The organism is Stenotrophomonas sp. TWI819 (assembly GCF_039673075.1).
GTDB classification, from domain to species: domain Bacteria; phylum Pseudomonadota; class Gammaproteobacteria; order Xanthomonadales; family Xanthomonadaceae; genus Stenotrophomonas; species Stenotrophomonas rhizophila_B.
Window position 1 is genome coordinate 42,574 of record NZ_JBDJKY010000019.1, and the last position, 18,007, is coordinate 60,580.

General features: G+C 67.4%; 20 protein-coding genes and 1 tRNA gene. 16 read left to right on the plus strand and 5 right to left on the minus strand.

All coding sequences use genetic code 11. From position 1 onward, the window contains the following. Positions 1 to 53: 53 nt before the first annotated feature. From ABE463_RS17940 to ABE463_RS17950, 3 genes are all read left to right on the plus strand, one after another. Positions 54 to 422, plus strand: a complete 369-nt coding sequence (locus ABE463_RS17940) for a hypothetical protein (protein WP_313208862.1) — start codon at positions 54 to 56, stop codon at positions 420 to 422. A gap of 77 nt (positions 423 to 499) precedes the next feature. Next, positions 500 to 1,183 (plus strand): response regulator transcription factor, encoded by a 684-nt coding sequence (locus tag ABE463_RS17945; RefSeq protein ID WP_019185514.1) that lies wholly within the window; start codon positions 500 to 502, stop codon positions 1,181 to 1,183. A 20-nt stretch (positions 1,184 to 1,203) separates the two neighbouring features. After that, complete coding sequence (locus tag ABE463_RS17950) at positions 1,204 to 2,628, plus strand: sensor histidine kinase (protein WP_070474511.1); 1,425 nt, start codon at positions 1,204 to 1,206, stop codon at positions 2,626 to 2,628. A 4-nt stretch (positions 2,629 to 2,632) separates the two neighbouring features. On the opposite strand, the gene ABE463_RS17955 is transcribed toward ABE463_RS17950, so the two are convergent. Then, a complete protein-coding gene (locus ABE463_RS17955; protein WP_346469087.1) occupies positions 2,633 to 3,418 on the minus strand; it encodes a M90 family metallopeptidase in 786 nt (261 codons plus the stop codon). Further along, on the minus strand, positions 3,385 to 3,660 hold the full coding sequence (locus tag ABE463_RS17960) for a hypothetical protein (protein WP_346469088.1): 276 nt from the start codon (positions 3,658 to 3,660) through the stop codon (positions 3,385 to 3,387). The genes ABE463_RS17955 and ABE463_RS17960 overlap by 34 nt, the downstream gene beginning before the upstream one ends. Before the next feature lie 117 nt (positions 3,661 to 3,777). On the opposite strand from ABE463_RS17960, the gene birA reads away from it, so the two are divergent. The 7 genes from birA (at position 3,778) to ABE463_RS17995 (ending at position 8,233) form a co-directional block, all read left to right on the plus strand. Beyond that, positions 3,778 to 4,755 (plus strand): bifunctional biotin--[acetyl-CoA-carboxylase] ligase/biotin operon repressor BirA, encoded by a 978-nt coding sequence (birA, locus tag ABE463_RS17965; RefSeq protein WP_346469089.1) that lies wholly within the window; start codon positions 3,778 to 3,780, stop codon positions 4,753 to 4,755. Continuing rightward, on the plus strand, positions 4,752 to 5,489 hold the full coding sequence (locus ABE463_RS17970) for a type III pantothenate kinase (protein WP_346469090.1): 738 nt from the start codon (positions 4,752 to 4,754) through the stop codon (positions 5,487 to 5,489). The genes birA and ABE463_RS17970 overlap by 4 nt, the downstream gene beginning before the upstream one ends. A 9-nt stretch (positions 5,490 to 5,498) precedes the next feature. Then, on the plus strand, positions 5,499 to 6,338 hold the full coding sequence (locus ABE463_RS17975; protein WP_346469091.1) for an SPOR domain-containing protein: 840 nt from the start codon (positions 5,499 to 5,501) through the stop codon (positions 6,336 to 6,338). 41 nt (positions 6,339 to 6,379) lie between these two features. Then, positions 6,380 to 6,455 (plus strand) — tRNA-Thr (locus ABE463_RS17980). 93 nt (positions 6,456 to 6,548) lie between these two features. Beyond that, positions 6,549 to 7,469 (plus strand): arginase, encoded by a 921-nt coding sequence (rocF, locus tag ABE463_RS17985; RefSeq protein ID WP_346469092.1) that lies wholly within the window; start codon positions 6,549 to 6,551, stop codon positions 7,467 to 7,469. Positions 7,470 to 7,660: 191 nt separating this feature from the next. Beyond that, a complete protein-coding gene (locus ABE463_RS17990; protein ID WP_123731139.1) occupies positions 7,661 to 7,798 on the plus strand; it encodes an entericidin A/B family lipoprotein in 138 nt (45 codons plus the stop codon). Between the two features lie 213 nt (positions 7,799 to 8,011). Then, positions 8,012 to 8,233, plus strand: a complete 222-nt coding sequence (locus ABE463_RS17995) for a CsbD family protein (protein WP_019185523.1) — start codon at positions 8,012 to 8,014, stop codon at positions 8,231 to 8,233. Between the two features lie 90 nt (positions 8,234 to 8,323). On the opposite strand, the gene ABE463_RS18000 is transcribed toward ABE463_RS17995, so the two are convergent. Continuing rightward, the gene (locus ABE463_RS18000; protein ID WP_346469093.1) at positions 8,324 to 9,124 is read right to left on the minus strand and encodes a hypothetical protein; all 801 of its coding nucleotides are present in this window, start codon (positions 9,122 to 9,124) and stop codon (positions 8,324 to 8,326) included. Positions 9,125 to 9,232: 108 nt separating this feature from the next. Between ABE463_RS18000 and ABE463_RS18005 the strand changes: the two genes are divergently transcribed. The 4 genes from ABE463_RS18005 (at position 9,233) to ABE463_RS18020 (ending at position 13,630) form a co-directional block, all read left to right on the plus strand. Beyond that, complete coding sequence (locus ABE463_RS18005) at positions 9,233 to 10,522, plus strand: tryptophan--tRNA ligase (RefSeq protein ID WP_346469094.1); 1,290 nt, start codon at positions 9,233 to 9,235, stop codon at positions 10,520 to 10,522. A gap of 81 nt (positions 10,523 to 10,603) precedes the next feature. Beyond that, positions 10,604 to 10,933, plus strand: a complete 330-nt coding sequence (locus ABE463_RS18010; RefSeq protein WP_259260499.1) for a hypothetical protein — start codon at positions 10,604 to 10,606, stop codon at positions 10,931 to 10,933. A 40-nt stretch (positions 10,934 to 10,973) separates the two neighbouring features. Continuing rightward, positions 10,974 to 11,906, plus strand: coding sequence for an MBL fold metallo-hydrolase (locus ABE463_RS18015; protein ID WP_346469095.1), 933 nt, complete (start codon positions 10,974 to 10,976; stop codon positions 11,904 to 11,906). Positions 11,907 to 11,977: 71 nt separating this feature from the next. Then, complete coding sequence (locus ABE463_RS18020; protein ID WP_346469098.1) at positions 11,978 to 13,630, plus strand: M28 family metallopeptidase; 1,653 nt, start codon at positions 11,978 to 11,980, stop codon at positions 13,628 to 13,630. Positions 13,631 to 13,649: 19 nt separating this feature from the next. Here ABE463_RS18020 and ABE463_RS18025 read toward each other — a convergent pair whose 3' ends face one another. Both ABE463_RS18025 and ABE463_RS18030 read right to left on the minus strand, forming a co-directional pair. Then, positions 13,650 to 14,024: a hypothetical protein gene (locus ABE463_RS18025; RefSeq protein WP_346469096.1), complete on the minus strand. Its 375-nt coding sequence runs from the start codon at positions 14,022 to 14,024 to the stop codon at positions 13,650 to 13,652. A gap of 49 nt (positions 14,025 to 14,073) precedes the next feature. After that, positions 14,074 to 15,408 carry an MFS transporter gene (locus ABE463_RS18030; protein ID WP_123731145.1) on the minus strand — a complete coding sequence of 445 codons (1,335 nt, stop codon included), beginning with the start codon at positions 15,406 to 15,408 and terminating at the stop codon, positions 14,074 to 14,076. A 178-nt stretch (positions 15,409 to 15,586) separates the two neighbouring features. Here ABE463_RS18030 and yedA point away from each other — a divergent pair, with 178 nt between their 5' ends. Together yedA and rarD are read left to right on the plus strand one after the other, a co-directional pair. Next, positions 15,587 to 16,489, plus strand: coding sequence for a drug/metabolite exporter YedA (gene yedA / locus ABE463_RS18035; protein WP_123731146.1), 903 nt, complete (start codon positions 15,587 to 15,589; stop codon positions 16,487 to 16,489). Beyond that, on the plus strand, positions 16,486 to 17,406 hold the full coding sequence (rarD, locus tag ABE463_RS18040; RefSeq protein WP_346469097.1) for an EamA family transporter RarD: 921 nt from the start codon (positions 16,486 to 16,488) through the stop codon (positions 17,404 to 17,406). The genes yedA and rarD overlap by 4 nt, the downstream gene beginning before the upstream one ends. Positions 17,407 to 18,007 lie beyond the last annotated feature (601 nt).

Sequence of the window (18,007 nt, forward strand, 5' to 3'; positions counted from 1 at the left end):
TTGCCGATTCACAACTTTTGAACGTTTAGCCGCGCTCCGCTAGGATCAGACCGATGTTCTCCGTGACCCGCCACCGCCGCATTGCTGCCTTCGCCCTTCTGGCGACGGGCGCAGCTGCCTCCACCAGTGCGTGGGCGCAGATGCCGCCGCCGGAAGCGGCCCGTGCCGAGATGATGCGTACGGCCGAACGCGGCGGTCCGCAGGAGCGCTCGCTGTCCGATGCCGTGCGTCGGGTGCAGCGGACTACCGGTGGACACATCCTCGGCGCCGAGCGCGTGCCCTTCGATGGGCGCGATATCAACCGGGTGAAGTACATGGATGATCGCGGTCGCGTCCGCTATATGGACGATCCGGCGACATCGCGTTCACAGCCCCGCACGCCGCGCTCGGATATGTCATCACTACGCGGCGATAACCCCTGAACAGGGATAGTTGTCCGCAGTCATCTGCATTACCCACTGGCCCCATGGGGCCATACCCAGGACACTAGGGAGAGTTCATGCGTATCCTTCTGGTCGAAGACGAAGCCCCGCTGCGGGAAACACTGGCAGCCCGGCTCAAGCGCGAAGGCTTTGCCGTCGATGCTGCGCAGGACGGTGAGGAAGGTCTGTACATGGGCCGCGAAGTTCCGTTCGACGTCGGCATCATTGATCTGGGCCTGCCCAAGATGTCGGGCATGGAGCTGATCAAGGCCCTGCGCGACGAGGGCAAGAAATTCCCGGTGCTGATCCTGACCGCGCGTTCGAGCTGGCAGGACAAGGTCGAGGGCCTCAAGCAGGGCGCCGACGATTACCTCGTCAAGCCGTTCCACGTGGAAGAGCTGCTGGCCCGCGTCAATGCGCTGCTGCGCCGTGCCGCCGGTTGGAGCAAGCCGACGCTGGAGTGTGGCCCGGTCGCGCTGGATCTTGCCGCGCAGACGGTCAGCGTCAACGGCAGCAACGTGGACCTCACCAGCTACGAATACAAGGTGCTGGAGTACCTGATGATGCATGCCGGTGAACTGGTCTCCAAGGCCGACCTCACCGAACACATCTATCAGCAGGACTTCGACCGCGACTCGAACGTGCTGGAGGTCTTCATCGGCCGCCTGCGCAAGAAGCTCGATGCCGACGGCGAACTCAAGCCGATCGAAACCGTGCGTGGCCGCGGTTACCGCTTCGCCATTCCGCGCAACGAAGGCTGAGCTGCGGCTGGCGATAGATGATGTCCGGCCGTCTGTGGTTCTTTAAACGCTGGCGGCCGCGCTCACTGCAGGCGCGCCAGCTGTTGGCCGCCTCGGTGGGCCTGGTGGCCTTCCTGGCCCTGGCCGGCTACGCGCTGGACGCTGCCTTCGCCGATACCGCGAAGGCCAATCTGCGCGAGCGGCTGAAGAACTACGCCACCGCGTATGCGGCCGGCATCGACTTCACCCGCGACCGCTCGCTGTACATCCGCGAGCAGCCACCGGATCCGCGCTTTGACGTGCCGGGCAGCGGCCTCTACCTGCAGGTCGTGATGCCGGACGGCAAGGGCAACTCCATGTCCGCCGAAGGCCCGATGCTGCCCACCGTGGGCGGCGGCATGCTGGCCCCGCGCCAGGAAGTCTTCGAAGGCCCGTTGCCGATGATCCAGATCGACGGCAGCGAGGGCTCGGCCTACCGCTATGGCATGGGCCTGGTCTGGGATGCCGACGCCGACCCGGCCACCGAATTCCCGTACACGATCTACGTGCTGGAAGACTCGCGCGCGCTGGGTGCACAGCTGCGCGTGTTCCGCGGGCGGGTGTGGTTCTACCTCGGCGGCATCGGCCTGATCCTGCTGCTGCTGCAGACGGTCATTCTGCAGTGGAGCCTGCGCCCGATGCGGCGCGTGATCAACGAACTGACCAAGGTGCAGCGCGGTGAAACCGAGCGCATGAGCGAGCGCCATCCGCGCGAGCTGGAGCCGCTGACCGACAGCATCAACGCCTTCATCGAGAGCGAGCGCGAGAACCTCGAACGCCAGCGCAACACCTTGGCCGATCTCGCGCACAGCCTGAAGACGCCGCTGGCGGTGTTGCGCACGCAGCTCGACAGCGGCGCACGCGATGAGGATCTGCGCGAGGAATTCGACGTGCAGCTGCGGCGCATGAACAACCTGGTGTCCTACCAGCTGGCGCGCGCGGCATCCTCCGGTCACAAGCTGTTCTCCGCCCCGTTGCCGATCGAATCCAACGCCGAGGAAATCGTGCGGGGCCTGGAGAAGGTGTACGCCTCCAAGGGCGTGCTGTGCGAATTCGATATCGACCCGGCCGCACGTTTCCACGGCGAGCCCGGTGATCTGCAGGAACTGCTCGGCAACCTGCTGGAGAACGCCTTCAAGTGGGCCAAGCGTCGCGTGCTGTTGACCGCGCACCCGTTGCCGGCACCCGGTGCGCGTCGCGCGGGGCTGGTGCTGTCGGTGGATGACGATGGCCCGGGCATCGCACCGGAAGACATCGCCAAGGTGCTGCAGCGTGGCGTGCGTGGCGATGAGCGCGTGCAGGGTCACGGCATCGGCCTGTCGATCGTGCAGGACCTGATCAAGGATTACCGCGGCGAGCTGCAGGTGAAGCGTTCGCCGGAATTGGGTGGTGCACGCTTTGAAGTGAAGCTGCCGCCCGGGCCGTAACGCATCACCGCATCAGCGGTGACGGACCATAGAACCGCTGCAGATGCCCGGCCACCGCCGGCATCTCGCGCGCCAGCAGCGCCGGTGCGGAGAAGTGGTACTCGCTGACCACGGCAAAAAACTCCTCCGGCGCCTCGGACGCATACGGATCGATCAGCGTCTCGCGGCCTTGGTCCACCTCGGCGCAGAACGCGTCATAGGCCTGCTGGAAATCCGCCGCCCATTGTTTCTGCCACGCCCGCGGCAACGGCGGCGTGCCGTCGATCGCCCCGTCCAGCGCATCGATCTTGTGCGCCATCTCATGCACGGCCACACAGAACCCGGCCTCCGGGTCGGCGATGTCGGCCTGGATATCGGCCCACGACAGAATCAGCGGGCCGCTGTCCCAGGATTCGCCAATCAGCGCATCGTCCCATTCGTGCAGCACGCCGGCCGCATCCACTTGGCTGCGGTGCACGCGGAACGCCTCGGGATACACGATCAGCTGCGACCAGCCACGCAGGCCGATCTCGCCGATTTCCAGCAGCGGCAGGCAGCAGAGCGCGGCCAGCAACACGCCATCGGCGTCCGCCAGCTGCAGTTCGGCAGCGGGGCTGATGGTTTTCTCGTGCAGGAAGCGGGCCGCCAGGGCACGCAGGCGTTCGCGGCGGGCAGGGTCCAGCTGCTGCAGCCAGGCGGCGCGGCGGCAGGTAGTGTCCCAGAGGGTAGGGTCGATCTCGCGTGGCGTGCGGCGCAGCCAGCCCAACAGTCGTTCGATCAGCGGAACATACCTGGCAGGAAGCTGTGCCACTTCGGTGCGCGCAGGCGTGGCAGCACGTCGTCATCGCCGCCACCGCCGGTGCTGGTACCGCTGCTGGCGCTGGGCTTCACCGCGGCCGGTGCCGCAGCCGCCGAAGCCGATGCCGGTGCGCTGCGCTCGTTCTCGTTGGCCGAATAGACACACGCGCCGCGGCCCGCCGTGGTGAGCGCATCGGAAGCATGCGCGGCCAGCGGGGCCATCAGGAGGAGCAGGCAATGGGCGAACGGGCGCATCGTCAACATCCAGCGGCGGGTCAAGTTCTCGATTCTAGCCCGATTCGGCCAGGGGATTGGAAGGCCCCCGGGCGGGCGCTGGCGGCGGCTTTCCCGCATACTTTTCCCGTTTACCCGATGGAAGCTGCCGTGGACGACCGCCAACTGCTGGCCAAACTGGGCGCCGGGCGCCTGTCCGGCGACGCGCTGGCGCGCGAGCTGGGCCAGACCCGTGCCGCGATTTGGAAGCGGATTCAAGGACTTAGGGAGGCTGGCGTCGATATCGACGGCCGCGCCGGTGACGGCTACCAGTTGCAGCAGCCGCTGGATCTGCTGGACGCCGAGGCCATCCAGGCCGCGTTGCCGGCCGCGGCCGGCGGCCAGCTGACCTCCCTGCAGGTGGCCTGGTCGGTCGCGTCAACGAACACCGAATTGCTGCGCTGCAGCGCGCCAGAGCGCGGGGCGATGGCCCTGCTGGCCGAGCGTCAGACGCGTGGCCGTGGCCGCCGCGGGCGGGCCTGGGCCTCGCCGCTGGCGGCGCATATCTACCTTTCGGTGCTACGCGGGTTTGCCGGTGGTCTCTCGCGGCTGGGCGGGCTGAGCCTGGTCGCCGGGGTCGCGGTGGCCGAAGCACTGCGCGAGGCCGGCTATCCAGGCGTCGCCCTGAAGTGGCCCAATGACCTTGTCGTCGACGGGCACAAGCTCGGCGGCCTGCTGATCGAGGGCGGCGGTGAATTCGCCGGTCCGGCGCGCGCGGTGATTGGCCTCGGCGTCAACGTCCGGATGCCCGCTGCGTTCGCGGCGGAGATCACCCAGCCCTGGACCGATCTGGATACGCTCTCCGGCGCACAGACCTCGCGCAACGCGGTGGTCGCGCACATCCTCGCCGCCCTGCTGCCCGCACTGGACGCCTTCGAGCAGGACGGCCTCGCGCCGTTCCTCGCCCGGTATGCCGCGCTGGACAGCCTGGCCGGGCGCGAGGTGCAGGTGGAAGAAGGCGGCGTGCTGTTTGCCGGCACGGCGCTGGGTCTGGCCGACGACGGGGCGCTGCGTGTGCGCATCGACGGCGGTGAACGGGTTTTCCATGCGGGCGAAGTCAGCGTGAGGGCGCAATGAGCGACTGGTTGTTTGATCTGGGCAATTCGCGCTTCAAGTTCGCGCCGCTGCAGGGCGTGCGCGCGGGCGACGTGCAGGCGTGGCCGCATGGTGCTGAAGCGATGCCGGCCGCGGCACTGGATGCGCTGCCGTCGGGCGACACCGCCTACGTTGCCAGCGTTGCCGCACCCTCGTTGACCACCGCCATGCTGGATGTATTGCAGGCACGCTTCCGCCATGTCCGGGTGGCGCGCACCGAAGCCGACTACGCCGGTGTGCGGATCGCTTATGCCGATCCCACCCGCTTCGGCGTGGACCGCTACCTGGCGCTGCTGGCCGTGGCCGCGCGTGGCCAGGCCGTGCTGATTGCCGGCGTGGGCACCGCACTGACCATCGATCTGCTGGATGCCGAGGGCCAGCATCACGGCGGGCGTATCTCGGCCTCGCCCACCACGATGCGCGAAGCCTTGCATGCACGTGCCGTGCAGTTGCCGGCGGCGGGCGGTGACTACAGCGAGTTCGCCAATGACACGGCCGATGCGCTGGCCTCCGGCTGCGATGGGGCGGCGGTGGCCCTGATCGAACGCAGTCGTGTGCAGGGCGGCGAGCGGCTCGGCGCGTTGCCGCATCTGCTGGTGCACGGCGGCGGTGCGCCGGCCCTGCTGCCGCTGCTCGGCGATGCCGAATTCCAGCCCGCGCTGGTGCTTGATGGGCTGGCCCGCTGGGCCGTGCATCAACCGCCGTCGGCAGGCTAGGATCAACCGATGCTTACCCGTGCCCTGATCGTCGTCCTGGTCATCCTCAACCTCGGTGTCGCCCTGTGGTGGCTGCTGCGCGGCGAACCGGCCAGCGCACCGCCGGCATCGCCCGTCGGTGTGGCGCAGTTGGAAGTGCTGCCGAGCACGCAGGCGCCGCCGGCCACGGCGACGCCGGTGACCGCGGCACCGGCACTGCAGGACGTCACGCCCGCCTCCGCGTCCGCGCCTGTGACACAGCCGCCGGTGACCACCGCCGCGCCGGCCACCGCCGTGGCCGACACGCCTGCGCCAACGCCGGCTGCCAGCGTCCCTGCACCGGCCCCGGTGGCCGCAGCGCCCACACCGGCCGCCGTACCCGCACCCGTCACCGCGACACCCACTCCCGCCCAATGCGTGAGCCTGGGGCCCTTCGCGGACCGCGCAACGGCCCAGACCGCCCAGTCGCGCGCCGGGAATGCCCTGCGTGGCGCCAAGCTGCGTGAGGTCGCCGATGCCGGCGCCACCCGCTACCGCGTGCTGCTGCCGCCCGCCGCCAGCCGTGAGGAGGCGCAGGCCACGGTCAAGCGCATCGTCGCGGCCGGCGTGAGCGACTACTACATCATTGCCCAGGGCAAGGACACCAACGCCATCGCGCTTGGCCAGTACCGCAATCGCGAAGGCGCGGATCGCCGCCTGGCCGCCCTGAGCGCCGCCGGTTTCAAGGCGACCATGGTCGCCAGCGGGGGCGATGGCAGCGCGCAGTGGTGGCTGGATGCGACCCTTGCCGAAGGCACCGACCCCGCCGTGGCCCGCCAGCGCAGCGGCGCAGCTCAGCACCGCTCGCTGGAATGCGCGCGCTTGCGCTAGAATCCCGGCTCCGCGACGGGTCGTCCCGCCGCAATGCCCATGCCGGCATAGCTCAGTTGGTAGAGCAACCGCCTTGTAAGCGGTAGGTCCCCAGTTCGAATCCGGGTGCCGGCACCATTGATGCACGGTCGATGACGACTGCTGCAGCGCCGCGAGTCGTATCCCCCCGCGCTGGCTATGCTGGTCCTCTTTGCAATGGAGGCAACAGCGATGGCGATGTATTCCCCGGTTTCCCTGATTGGCGTGCCCACCGATGTTGGCGCGGGCCACCGTGGCGCGGGTCTGGGACCGGACGCCCTGCGCATCGCGGGCCTGGGTGATGCGCTCACCGCGCGCGGCGTGGACGTACGCGACCTCGGCAATCTGGCCGGTCCGCGCAACCCGTGGACGGCACCGGTGCAGGGCTACCGCCATCTGGATGAGGTGGTGGCCTGGAACCGTGCGTTGATGGACGCCACCTACGCCGAGCTGCAGGCCGGGCGCATGCCGATCATGTTGGGCGGCGACCACTGCCTGGGGATCGGCTCGATCACCGCCGTCGCGCGCTGGTGCCGCGAACAGGGCAAGGACCTGCGCGTGCTGTGGCTGGACGCGCATTCGGACTTCAACACCAGCGAGGTCACGCCGTCGGGCAACGTCCACGGCATGCCGGTAGCCTGCCTGTGCGGCCTGGGCCCGGACGCGTTGACCCGGCTCGGCGGCGACGCCCCGGCGATCCGCCCACAGCAGGTGCACCAGATCGGCATCCGCTCGGTGGACCAGGAGGAAAAGCGCCTGATCAAGCAGCATCAGGTGGATGTCTATGACATGCGCTACATCGACGAAGCCGGCATGAAGCGCACGATGGAGGCAGCGCTGGCCGGCATCGACGCCAACACGCACCTGCACGTCAGCTTCGACGTGGATTTCCTGGATCCGAGCATTGCACCCGGCGTCGGCACCACCGTGCCGGGCGGGGTCAATTACCGTGAAGCGCAGCTGGTGATGGAGATGATCGCCGACACCGGGCGCATGGGCTCGCTGGACATCGTCGAGCTGAATCCGCTGCTGGACAACCGCAATGCGACCGCCGAACTGGCCGTCGATCTGGTCGAAAGCCTGTTCGGGAAATCGACGCTGATGCGCGATTGAGAACGCTTGGCTGAACCGCGTTTTCCTGCGTTCACATCCGCTGCACGCCTCTCCAGCCAGATTGCACGTCACGCGGCGCCGTGTGTTTCCACTCACGGCACTGCAGGTCAGGAAGGGGGGCTGCGCTGGCGTGCTCTCCTGACAGGCGGGACCGGATTTCGGTATTGAATTTGAACAACCAGGAGAACCCCATGAAGCGTGTTATCGCACTGATGCTGTTGTCGATGTTCTCGGTGGCCATGCTGTCCGGCTGCAACACCGTTGCTGGTGCAGGCAAGGACGTGCAGAAGGCCGGTGAATCGGTCGAAGACGCTGCCAAGGGCAACTGATCCGCGGATCAGCAGTCAACGGAAAAGGCCGGGGATTCCCGGCCTTTTTCATGCGCGCGAGATAACCGCGCGATCACAGTGTGGCTGCATGCCGTAGTGAATCCATTCAAGCTCGTGAGCGCGTGTTTCATCGCTGGTTGACCGTATGCCAACGTGCACCGTCGCATTCTGGCCCCACGGCGAGATGGCCGTTGCAATCAAGGATGCGAACCCATGAACAAAGACATCATTTCCGGCAAGTGGACGCAGCTCAAGGGCAAGGCGCAGGCCAAGTGGGGCGACCTGACCGACGACGATTTCAAGGTGGCCGAAGGCAATGCCGAATACTTGGCAGGGCGCCTGCAGGAACGCTATGGCTGGGCACGTGACCGTGCTGAAACCGAGGTCCGCGACTTCGAAGCGGCCATGCGCAAGGATTATCCGGATTACCACTGAGTGGTGATCCAGTACGACGGATCAGCCGTCGGGGGTTGAAACCGGGACGGGCCGCGAGAGCGGCCCGTTTTTCATGCGCGTCGTTCCCGATCAGCGGCCTGGATACGGCGGCGGATCCGGCACGTACCGGTTGGGGAATGCCTGGGGTTCACCGCGTGCCGGTGTGCCCGTCCGTGGAATGATCCCGCGGGCGATCAGAGTGCGTTCGCTGTCGTAGCGGACCTGCACCTGCTGCACCGGGTAGGGGGTATCGCGTTCAAAGGCGGTGTTGCGCACGCGGGAGGCCTCGCGCTCGCCATGACCGGTGCCGAGCTGGGGGGGCGGTGCGGAGGAGCCGGTGACACGCACACTTTCCAGTGAGGACGAGCGTGCCTGTGGGCGCGCCTTGGCATCGGCCGATCCCGCCGCCGCTGGGGCGACTGCCATGGACACCCGCCCGGCCTCGTGGAAGACCGCCACGCCGATCACGCCGATGTTGTCCGGGCGCCCGGTACGGCCGGCGTAGCTGCGGTCCGGATCGGTGAACACGAACTGGGCGACCTCCTCCGACGACTTGCGCCAGCCATGGATGTCCGTGGTCTGCCAGGGGTTGAGGACGTAGCCGGTCTGGCCGGGCGCGGCGACCTCACCGCTGATGGCGTTCAGCCCATCGACCGAAAGCACCACCAGCACGCGCTCGGCGCTGCCGTTGCGCAGGCGCACGCTGTAGCGGTGGCCCTGTTGCCCGGCCACCCAGCGTTGCGGGCCTTGGCGGTACTGGGTCAGGGCCTTGCCGCTGTCGCGGTCGATCACCGTCAGGTGGACCGGACCGGTGTCGTAGCGCAGGGGGAGCCCGGGTTTGAAGCCGCACAGGGCCAGCACGGCCAGCAGGGGCAGGATCAGACGCTTCATGGCAAGGCTCCGCAGGGCAGGTGCAGTATCAAACGCACGGCCCCGGCCAACGGGGTTGAGCGCGGGCAGGTAAACTGGGGCGGTTCACTTGTCAGCACTGATTCCCCCATGACGACCCGCGTTCTTACCGGCATCACCCCCTCCGGCACGCCCCATCTGGGCAACTATGTCGGTGCCATCCGCCCGGCGATCGCCGCCAGCCAAGCCTCGGATATCGAGAGCTTCTTCTTCCTGGCCGACCTGCACAGCCTGATCAAGGCGCAGGAGCCCGAGCGCACCCAGCGATCCACGCTGGAGATCGCGGCAAGCTGGCTGGCCTGTGGGCTGGACCCGGACAAGGTGTGGTTCTACCGGCAGAGCGACATCCCGGAAACCACCGAGCTGATGTGGTTCCTGACCGTGATCGCCAGCAAGGGCATCCTCAACCGCGCGCACGCCTACAAGGCCGCCGTGGACAAGAACCGCGAGGAGCAGCTGGATGACGACGCCGGGGTCAGCGCGGGGTTGTTCATGTACCCGGTGCTGATGGCCGCCGACATCCTGATCTTCAAGGCCAACCGCGTGCCGGTCGGTCGCGACCAGATCCAGCACATCGAGATGGCGCGCGATTTCGCGCAGCGCTTCAACCACGTCTACGGCCAGGAATTCTTCCCGCTGCCGGAGGTGGTGATCGATGAGCAGGTCGCCACGCTGGCCGGCCTGGACGGCCGCAAGATGAGCAAGAGCTATCACAACACCATTCCGCTGTTCGCCCCGCGCGCGGAACTGAAGAAGCTGGTGTTCTCGATCCTCACCGATTCGCGCGCGCCCGGCGAGCCCAAGGGCACCGAAGGCTCGGCGCTGTTCCAGATGTACCAGGCGTTTGCCACCCCGGAGCAGACCGCGGCGTTCGCGCAGGCCTTCGCCGACGGCATCAGCTGGGGCGATGCCAAGCAGCAGCTGTTCGAGCGCATCGACAGCGAGATCACCCCGCTGCGCGAGCGCTATGACGCACTGATGGCCGAGCCGGAAAAAATCGAGGCGCTGCTGCGTCGGCGTGGCCAGCAGCTGCGCGAGCAGTTCGCCGTGCCGTTGCTCAAGGAGCTGCGTCATGCGGTGGGCCTGCGCGATCTGTCCACCGCCGGTGACGTGCCCAGTGAAGAAAGCGGGGCCGCACGCGCTGCACCGCCGCTGTTCAAGCAGTACCGCGAACAGGATGGCCGCTTCTACTTCAAGCTGCAGGCCAGTGACGGCACGCTGCTGATCCAGAGCGAAGGTTTCGATTCGCCGCGTGACGCCGGCCAGCTGATCGGCGTGCTCAAGCAGACCGAACATGGCGACGGCCTGCAGAGTGAGCTGTTCAAGCTCGAGGCCGAAGTGGACGTGGTGCTGGCCGCATTGCAGGCGCTGCGCGGGTAACCCCCGCCGCGGGCCGACAACCGGGCTATGGCATGATGCCCCTGCACGCCGCAGGGGCGTGTTCCTGCACGGGAGACTGCGATGGCCTGGTTGTCGTTGTTGTTGTTCCTGCCCTGGTTCGTGCTGCTGGGCACGTTGTACTGGCTGTTTCCGCGCCAGCCGCGTGGCACCGCGCGCCGCCTGTTCGATGGTGCTGCGCTGGTGCTGGCCTTCGTGCTGAGCATCCTGGCGATGCTGTGGGGCCACCACATCGGCGTGGTGCAGAACGATGCCGGGCCGATCTGGCGACAGGTGCTGGCGGTGCTCTATGCCTATGGCGCGTTCCTGGCGGTGATGGTGGCCGCGCTGCTGCTGCGTGGGCCACTGCTGAGCGCGACTGCGACCAAAGCCGCATCGAAGCCGCTGCACTGATCGACGTAAGATGGGGGCGTTTCGCGCCAGGGAGGTGGTGATGCACGTCGGCCCCAGCATTCATACGATCGACACCGCGTTCCAGCGCGATGATTTCGACGCCGCCTACCTGATCGTCGAGAACGGCCGGGCGGCCTTCATCGATTGCGGTACCGGCCTGGCCGTCCCGGCGATGCTCGCCGCGTTGACGCGCGCCGGCTGCACGCCCGAACAGGTCGAGTGGCTGATCCTGACCCACGTGCACCTGGATCATGCCGGCGGCGCAGGCCTGCTGATGCAGCAGCTGCCCAACGCCACGCTGGTGGTGCATCCGCGCGGTGCGCCGCACATGGTCGATCCGACCCGCCTGATCGCCGGTGCGACCGAGGTGTATGGCGAAGCGGAAATCGCGCGCAGCTATGGGCCGATCCTGGCGGTCGCCGCCGACCGGGTGGTGATCGCCGAGGATGGCCATACCGTGGATCTGGCCGGCCGCCCGCTGCTGTGCATCGATACGCCCGGGCACGCGCGTCATCACCTGTGCGTGTGGGATGCGCGCAGCCGCAGCTGGTTCACCGGCGATACCTTCGGGCTGTCCTACCGCGAGCTGGACAGTGCGCAGGGGGCCTTCATCGTGCCGACGTCATCGCCGGTGCAGTTCGATCCCGAGCCGCTGAAGCAGTCGATCGCGAAGATGCTGGCCCACGATCCACAGGCCATGTACCTGACCCACTACGGGCGCGTGGCACCGCCGCAGAAACTGGCGGCGGATCTCGTCGAGCAGATCGATGCGATGGTCGAGATCGGCCGCCAATGCGACGGTCGGCCGGATCGGCATCGCTGTCTGGTCGCGGCGCTGACCGCGCTCTACCTCGAGCGCGCACAGGCCCACGGCTGCCCGTTGGACGATGAGGCGGTGACCCGGGTGCTGGCGATGGACATCGAACTCAACGCGCAGGGCCTGGCCTGCTGGCTGGATCGCGACCGCCGCTAGTGCACGGTCATGCGGGTGTCACGTTACACTCCGGTGTCCTGTTTTCCGTCCTGGTGTCTGCCGTGAATCCGATGCGCATGCTGCTGCTGTCGTCCTGCCTGTTCGTGGGCGGCCTGGCCCACGCCGCCAATGACCTGCCCGGCGGCGGCATCGACCCGCAGGCCCTGTCGCGGCACGTACGCATCCTCGCCTCGGACGAGTTCGAAGGCCGTGCCCCGGCCACGCCCGGCGAAGAGCGCACCGTCCAGTACCTGATCGAAGAATTCAAGACGTACGGCCTGCAGCCCGGCGGCGTTGACGGCGGCTGGGTGCAGCCGGTGCCGATGGTGCGTGCGCAGGTCGATGGCCCGGTGCGTGCGCAGCTGCGCCAGAAGGGCAAGCAGCGCGCCCTGGTCAATGGCGAGGACGTGACCCTGCAGAGCCTGCGTCCGCAGGATGCGGTGGCGATCAAGAACGCCCCGCTGGTGTTCGTGGGCTACGGCATCGATGCGCCCGAGCGCCACTGGAACGATTACAAGGACGTCGATCTGCACGGCAAGATCGCCGTGGTGCTGATCAACGACGCCGATTTCGAGGCCGACCAGCCGGGCGCGTTCGATGGCAAGGCGGTGACCTACTACGGCCGCTGGACGTACAAATTCGAAGAAGCCGCGCGCCGTGGTGCGCAGGGCGTGCTGATCGTGCATGAGACCGCGCCGGCCGCGTACGGCTGGGCCACGGTGAAGAGCTCGGGCACCTCGCCGCTGTTCGATATCGAACGCACCCGCGAGCAGGCGCTGGCCCAGCACGTGCCGGTGCGCGGCTGGATGCAGCGCAGCCTGGCCGAGCAGCTGTTCCGCGACGCGGGCCTGGATTTCGAGGCCGAGAAGCGCCGCGCGATGACCCCGGCCTTCAAGCCAGTCGCGCTGGGCGATGCGCAGCTCTCGGTGGACTTCAAGCTCAAGCGCGAGCAGGTGATCACCCGCAACGTGGTGGCCAAGCTGCCGGGCGGCGCACACGCTGATGAAGCGGTGATCTTCTCCGCGCATTGGGATGCCTTCGGTATCGGCCAGCCCGATGCCAAGGGTGACCGCATCCGTCGCGGTGCGATCGACAACGCCACCGGCGTGGCCACCGTGCTCGAGCTGGGCCGTGTCTTCGCTGCCGGCCCGCAGCCGCAGCGCACCCTGTACTTCGTGGCGCTGACCGCCGAAGAGAAGGGCCTGCTCGGCGCCAGCTACTACGCCGCGCACCCGCTCGCCCCGTTGGACAAGACGGCTGCAGTGTTGAACATCGAGATGTTCAGCCCGGATGGCCCGACCCGTGATATCGCCTCGTGGGGCAAGGGCCGGGTCTCGCTGGAAGGCGACCTGGAGCGCGTGGCCAAGGCACGCGGCCGCACCTACTCGCCGGATCCGAATCTGGAAGCCGGCTTCTTCTACCGCGCCGACCACTTCGCCTTCGCCCGCCTCGGCGTGCCGGCAATCACCATCGGGCCGGGGCTGGACATGCGCGAGGGTGGGGTCGAGAAGGGCCGTGAACTGCGCGATGCGTACTTCGCCGCCTGCTACCACCAGGCCTGCGATGCCTGGACCCCTAACTGGGATCCGAGTGGCCATGCCGCCGACACCCTGCTGGTCTACGACCTGGGCGCGGAGCTGGCCAACAGCCGTCGCTGGCCGCAGTGGGAAGAAGGCTCCGAGTTCCGCGCCGAGCGCGAGAAGAGCGAATCGGCCCGCCGTTAAGGCGAATCGTCGGCGGCGCTCAAGGCCGCCGCAGCAGGCGCCAGGCGCCCCAGCCGCTGGCCGCGAGCGCGGCCAGATAACAGGCGATCATCCAGCCGAACCGCGTCGGCTGGGTGTCGGCACTGGCGGCATGCCGGCCAAAACGCAGCTGCAGCGCGCTGTGACCGCTGCCGAGGTCGGCCGCCAGTTGCAGTGTCAGGGCGACCATTACCGCCAACAGCGCCAGACCGAAACCGATCCGCGGCCAGCGGGCCTGCGCCGATGGCCGACCCAGCAGCCACGCCACGGTCGTGCCGGCGGCGAGCAGGGCTGCCCCCCATAGCAATACAGCGCCCGCAGGGGCGCTGATTGCATGGGCAGAGCTGCTGGCCTGGGCAAACGCCGGGACCAGCATCGCGAGTACTCCCCCGCCCCGCGCGAGCGCGGGGCGGGCGGGGCAGCGCTTACTTTCGGGTGCCATCGAGCCAGTTCGGGCCCTTGTTGGTCAGGAAGAACATGTAGACCACCAGCGACACCGCGATGATCGCGGTGACGTATACCGCGAACAGGTTCACCTGGCCGGTCTTCAGCGCGCCCTGGTACAGCAGCGGCGCGGTACCACCGAACAGCGAGTTGGCCATCGCATAGCCGAAGCCCACGCCCAGTGCACGCACATGGGTCGGGAACAGCTCGGCTTTGACGACCGCATTGATCGAGGTATACCCGGTCAGGATCACGAAGCCGATCCCCAGCACCAGGAAGGCCATGAACGGATCATGCTGGTTGGGCAGCTCGGTGATCAGGTACCAGCTGTACAGCACGCCGCCGATCCCGAAGAACACCAGCAGGCTCTTGCGCCCGACCATGTCCGACAGCCAGCCGCCGATCGGCTGCAGCACCATCAGGAAGGTCAGCACGCCGAGGTTGATGAGCGTGCCGGTCATGACGTCATTGCCCGCGAACGCGCTCTGGATCATCTTCGGCCCGTTCACCGAGTAGGTGTAGAACGCGACGGTGCCGCCCGCAGTGATCAGGAAGCACAGCAGCAGCGGACGCCACTGGTTGACGAACAGCTCACGCATCGAGCCGGAGGCCTTGGCACGGCCATCGCGTGCAGCTTCGATGGAATCGGACTGCAGCGATTCGTCCATGGTCCGGCGCAGCCAGAACACCACGATCGCACCGATGCCGCCGATGCCGAACGCCACGCGCCAGCCCCACGCGGAAATCTCCGGCTTGTCCCAGAAGGTCAGCATGCACAGCAGAGTCAGCTGTGCGAGCACATGGCCACCGACCAGGGTGACGTAATGGAACGAGGACAGGAAGCCGCGACGACCGGGAATGGCGGCCTCGGACATGTACGTCGCGCTGGTGCCGTACTCGCCGCCGGTGGCGAAGCCCTGCAGCAGGCGCGCGAACAGCAGGATCACCGCCGCCCAGATGCCGATCTGCGACGCGGTCGGGGTGATCGCGATCAGGAACGAACAGGCGGCCATCATCGTGACCGACACCGTCAGGGCCAGGCGGCGGCCGTAGCGGTCGGCGAAGCGGCCGAAGTACCACGCCCCGATCGGGCGCATCAGGAAGGTGGCGGCAAAGATCGCCCACACGTACATGGTGGAGTTCTTGTCGGCGGCCGAGAAGAACTGGGATTCGAAGTAGACCGCGAAGACCGAGTAGACGTAGACGTCATACCACTCGACCAGATTGCCGGCCGAGCCTTTGAGGGTATTGGAGATGGAACGCCGCAGTGCGGCCCGGTCGGAAGGTGCCGCGGTGGCGGGGACGGATGTACTCATACAGGGTAGGGGGTCCTGGCGGGGAAGCGTTGATGGCTCTTGTTACCTTACCGCACGTCAAAAACGGGTGCGTGTCAGGCATCACGATGCGGCCTGATGAAAACAGCGTGCCACCTCAACGCGTGCCGCGCCATCGGCAACGGCCTAGAATTCCCCTTCCCCCGTACCGTGGTGGCCCATGGCCGTCCTACCGCACTCCCCGTCGGCCGCTCCCCGCAGCGGCCTGGTCGTCCTGGCGCTGCTGCTGGTGTACGTGGTCTGGGGGTCCACCTATCTCGGGATCCGGCTGGCGCTGGAAGGCGGCGCACTGCCGCTGACGATGGTCTCCGGGGGCCGCTTCATCATCGCCGGCTCGCTGATGTACGCCGTGCTGCGCTGGCGTGGCTCGCCTGCCCCGACCAGGCGCCAGTGGCGCAACCTGGCGATCATGGGCCTGACCATGCTGGTGCTGGGCAACGGCATGGTGGTGCTGGCCGAACGCACGGTGTCTTCCGGCCTGGCCGCCACGGCCGTGGCGTCGGTGCCGTTGTGGATGGCGCTGTTTGGCGCGATGCGCGGGCAGAACGCCAGCCGCGGTGAATGGCTGGGCATCGCGATCGGCTTCCTCGGCGTGGTCTGGCTCAACGCCGGCAGCAGCCTGACCGCCTCGCCGCAGGGCCTGATCCTGCTGCTGATCGCCCCGATCGGCTGGGCCTTCGGCTCGATCTGGGCGCGCGGCCTGGACCTGCCCAGCCCGTTCATGACCGCCGCCGGGCAGATGCTCTGCGGCGGCGTGATGCTGGTCGTGCTCGGCCTGCTCAGCGGCGAACGCCCGACCACCTGGCCCAGCATGAATGGGCTGCTGGCGGTGGCCTACCTGTGCGTGTTCGGCTCGATCGTCGCCTTCACCGCGTACGTGTGGCTGCTGCACAACGTGCGCCCGGCGCTGGTGGCCAGCTACGCCTACGTCAATCCCGTGATCGCGGTGATCCTGGGCGTGATCATCGGCAACGAGCATTTCGGCGGCCGTGACTTTCTCGCCATGGCCGTGATCCTGGCCGGCGTGGTGGTGCTGACCCTGGCCCGGACGCGCGCGAAGTGAGCCTGCCCGCCCAACACAGCCTGCAGGAACAGCGCCGCGGGTTCGCGATCACCGCCTTCACCTTCACCCTGTGGGGCCTGGTGCCGGTCTACTGGCACCTGCTCAAGGCCGTGCCGTCGCAGCAGATCATCGCCCACCGCATCATCTGGAGCACGGTGCTGGTGGTGGCCTGGCTGCTGCTGAGCAATGGCCTGGGCTGGTGGAAGGCCATCGCCGCGCAGCCGCGCGCGCTGCCGACGCTGGCGTTGAGCAGCGTGGCGATCGCGTTCAACTGGGGCCTGTACATCTGGGCGATCAACGCTGGGCATGTGATCGAGACGAGCCTCGGCTATTTCATCAATCCGCTGGTCAGCGTGGTACTCGGTGTGGTGGTGCTCAAAGAGCGCCTGCGCCGCCTGCAGTGGCTCGCAGTGGGCTGCGCGGCGCTCGGTGTGGCATGGCTGACGCTCGATGCGGGAACGCCGCCCTGGATCGCGCTGGGGCTGGCCTGTTCGTTCGGCCTGTACGGGCTGCTGCGCAAGATGATTTCGGTGGACCCGGTGGCGGGGCTCGGGATGGAGAGTCTGTATCTGTTCCTGCCGGCGATCGGGTTTGCGCTGTGGAGCGAGAACGGGCACGGCGGCGGGTTCTTCAGTGGCTGGGGCTGGCGCACCGATGCGTTGTTGATCTTCGGTGGTGCGGTGACGGCGTTGCCGTTGATCGGGTTTGCATACGGGGTGAAGCGGATTCCGTTGTCGCTGGTGGGGATTCTGCAGTACATCGCGCCGAGTATCGGGTTGTTGTTGGGCGTGTTCTTTTTCCGCGAGCCGTTCGATACGGCCAAGGCGGTGGGCTTCGCGGCGATCTGGACCGGGCTGCTGCTGTTCATCGGCGACGGTGTGTGGCGGTCGCGGGCGGGTGGTGCGTTGAAGCGCTGAAGGCTGAAAAAGCCTGAAGGCCGGAGCCTTGGTTTGCTGGGCTGCTTGGCCAGGCGGGGTGTGGGTGGGTGCGCGGGACCCGCCGTGAACCCATCCATGGGGGCTCATATGCCGCCATCCATGGCGGCATATGGTCCCGCGCACCCACCCACACCCCGCCTCCGACAGTGGGCTGGTGGCCAAGGCCAAAGCCAAAGCCAAAGCGAAAGGCGGCACGGCGCTGCGGCGCCATTGCTGCAGCGCCGAGCGTATTGATCCGGTGGAAGCCACGCCGGTCGAAGCGCAGCCAAGACAGAGCGCAGCCAAGCAGGTCGAGCGAACTGGAGCTGAGTCTGTGAGGCGGAGCAAAGCAACGCTGAGCCCATCAAGCTGGGCGGATCAACGCTGAGCAGATCAAAGCCGCGCAGATCAACAGCGAGCAGATCAACAGCGAGCAGATCAACAGCGAGCAGATCAAAAGCGAGCAGATCAAAAGCCGCAGCCGGGATGCCGTTTTTCCGTTGCGCACCACCCAATTGTAAATGGGTGGGAAGGGGTGGGTTGGCGGGACCGTATGCCGCCATGGATGGCGGCATACGAGCTTACATGGACGTACTTGCAG

Bases quoted from the DNA above. Each gene is read 5' to 3' on its own strand.
- ABE463_RS18005 (WP_346469094.1), top strand. From the start codon at position 9,233: ATGACGACCCGCGTTCTTACCGGCATCACCCCCTCCGGCACGCCCCAT.
- ABE463_RS18010 (WP_259260499.1), top strand. From the start codon at position 10,604: ATGGCCTGGTTGTCGTTGTTGTTGTTCCTGCCCTGGTTCGTGCTGCTG.
- yedA (WP_123731146.1), top strand. From the start codon at position 15,587: ATGGCCGTCCTACCGCACTCCCCGTCGGCCGCTCCCCGCAGCGGCCTG.
- ABE463_RS17950 (WP_070474511.1), top strand. From the start codon at position 1,204: ATGTCCGGCCGTCTGTGGTTCTTTAAACGCTGGCGGCCGCGCTCACTG.
- ABE463_RS17960 (WP_346469088.1), bottom strand. From the start codon at position 3,660: ATGCGCCCGTTCGCCCATTGCCTGCTCCTCCTGATGGCCCCGCTGGCC.
- ABE463_RS17945 (WP_019185514.1), top strand. From the start codon at position 500: ATGCGTATCCTTCTGGTCGAAGACGAAGCCCCGCTGCGGGAAACACTG.
- ABE463_RS18015 (WP_346469095.1), top strand. From the start codon at position 10,974: ATGCACGTCGGCCCCAGCATTCATACGATCGACACCGCGTTCCAGCGC.
- ABE463_RS17990 (WP_123731139.1), top strand. From the start codon at position 7,661: ATGAAGCGTGTTATCGCACTGATGCTGTTGTCGATGTTCTCGGTGGCC.
- ABE463_RS17940 (WP_313208862.1), top strand. From the start codon at position 54: ATGTTCTCCGTGACCCGCCACCGCCGCATTGCTGCCTTCGCCCTTCTG.
- ABE463_RS18025 (WP_346469096.1), bottom strand. From the start codon at position 14,024: ATGCTGGTCCCGGCGTTTGCCCAGGCCAGCAGCTCTGCCCATGCAATC.
- ABE463_RS18030 (WP_123731145.1), bottom strand. From the start codon at position 15,408: ATGAGTACATCCGTCCCCGCCACCGCGGCACCTTCCGACCGGGCCGCA.
- rocF (WP_346469092.1), top strand. From the start codon at position 6,549: ATGGCGATGTATTCCCCGGTTTCCCTGATTGGCGTGCCCACCGATGTT.
- ABE463_RS17975 (WP_346469091.1), top strand. From the start codon at position 5,499: ATGCTTACCCGTGCCCTGATCGTCGTCCTGGTCATCCTCAACCTCGGT.
- ABE463_RS18020 (WP_346469098.1), top strand. From the start codon at position 11,978: ATGCGCATGCTGCTGCTGTCGTCCTGCCTGTTCGTGGGCGGCCTGGCC.
- ABE463_RS18000 (WP_346469093.1), bottom strand. From the start codon at position 9,124: ATGAAGCGTCTGATCCTGCCCCTGCTGGCCGTGCTGGCCCTGTGCGGC.
- birA (WP_346469089.1), top strand. From the start codon at position 3,778: ATGGAAGCTGCCGTGGACGACCGCCAACTGCTGGCCAAACTGGGCGCC.
- ABE463_RS17970 (WP_346469090.1), top strand. From the start codon at position 4,752: ATGAGCGACTGGTTGTTTGATCTGGGCAATTCGCGCTTCAAGTTCGCG.
- ABE463_RS17995 (WP_019185523.1), top strand. From the start codon at position 8,012: ATGAACAAAGACATCATTTCCGGCAAGTGGACGCAGCTCAAGGGCAAG.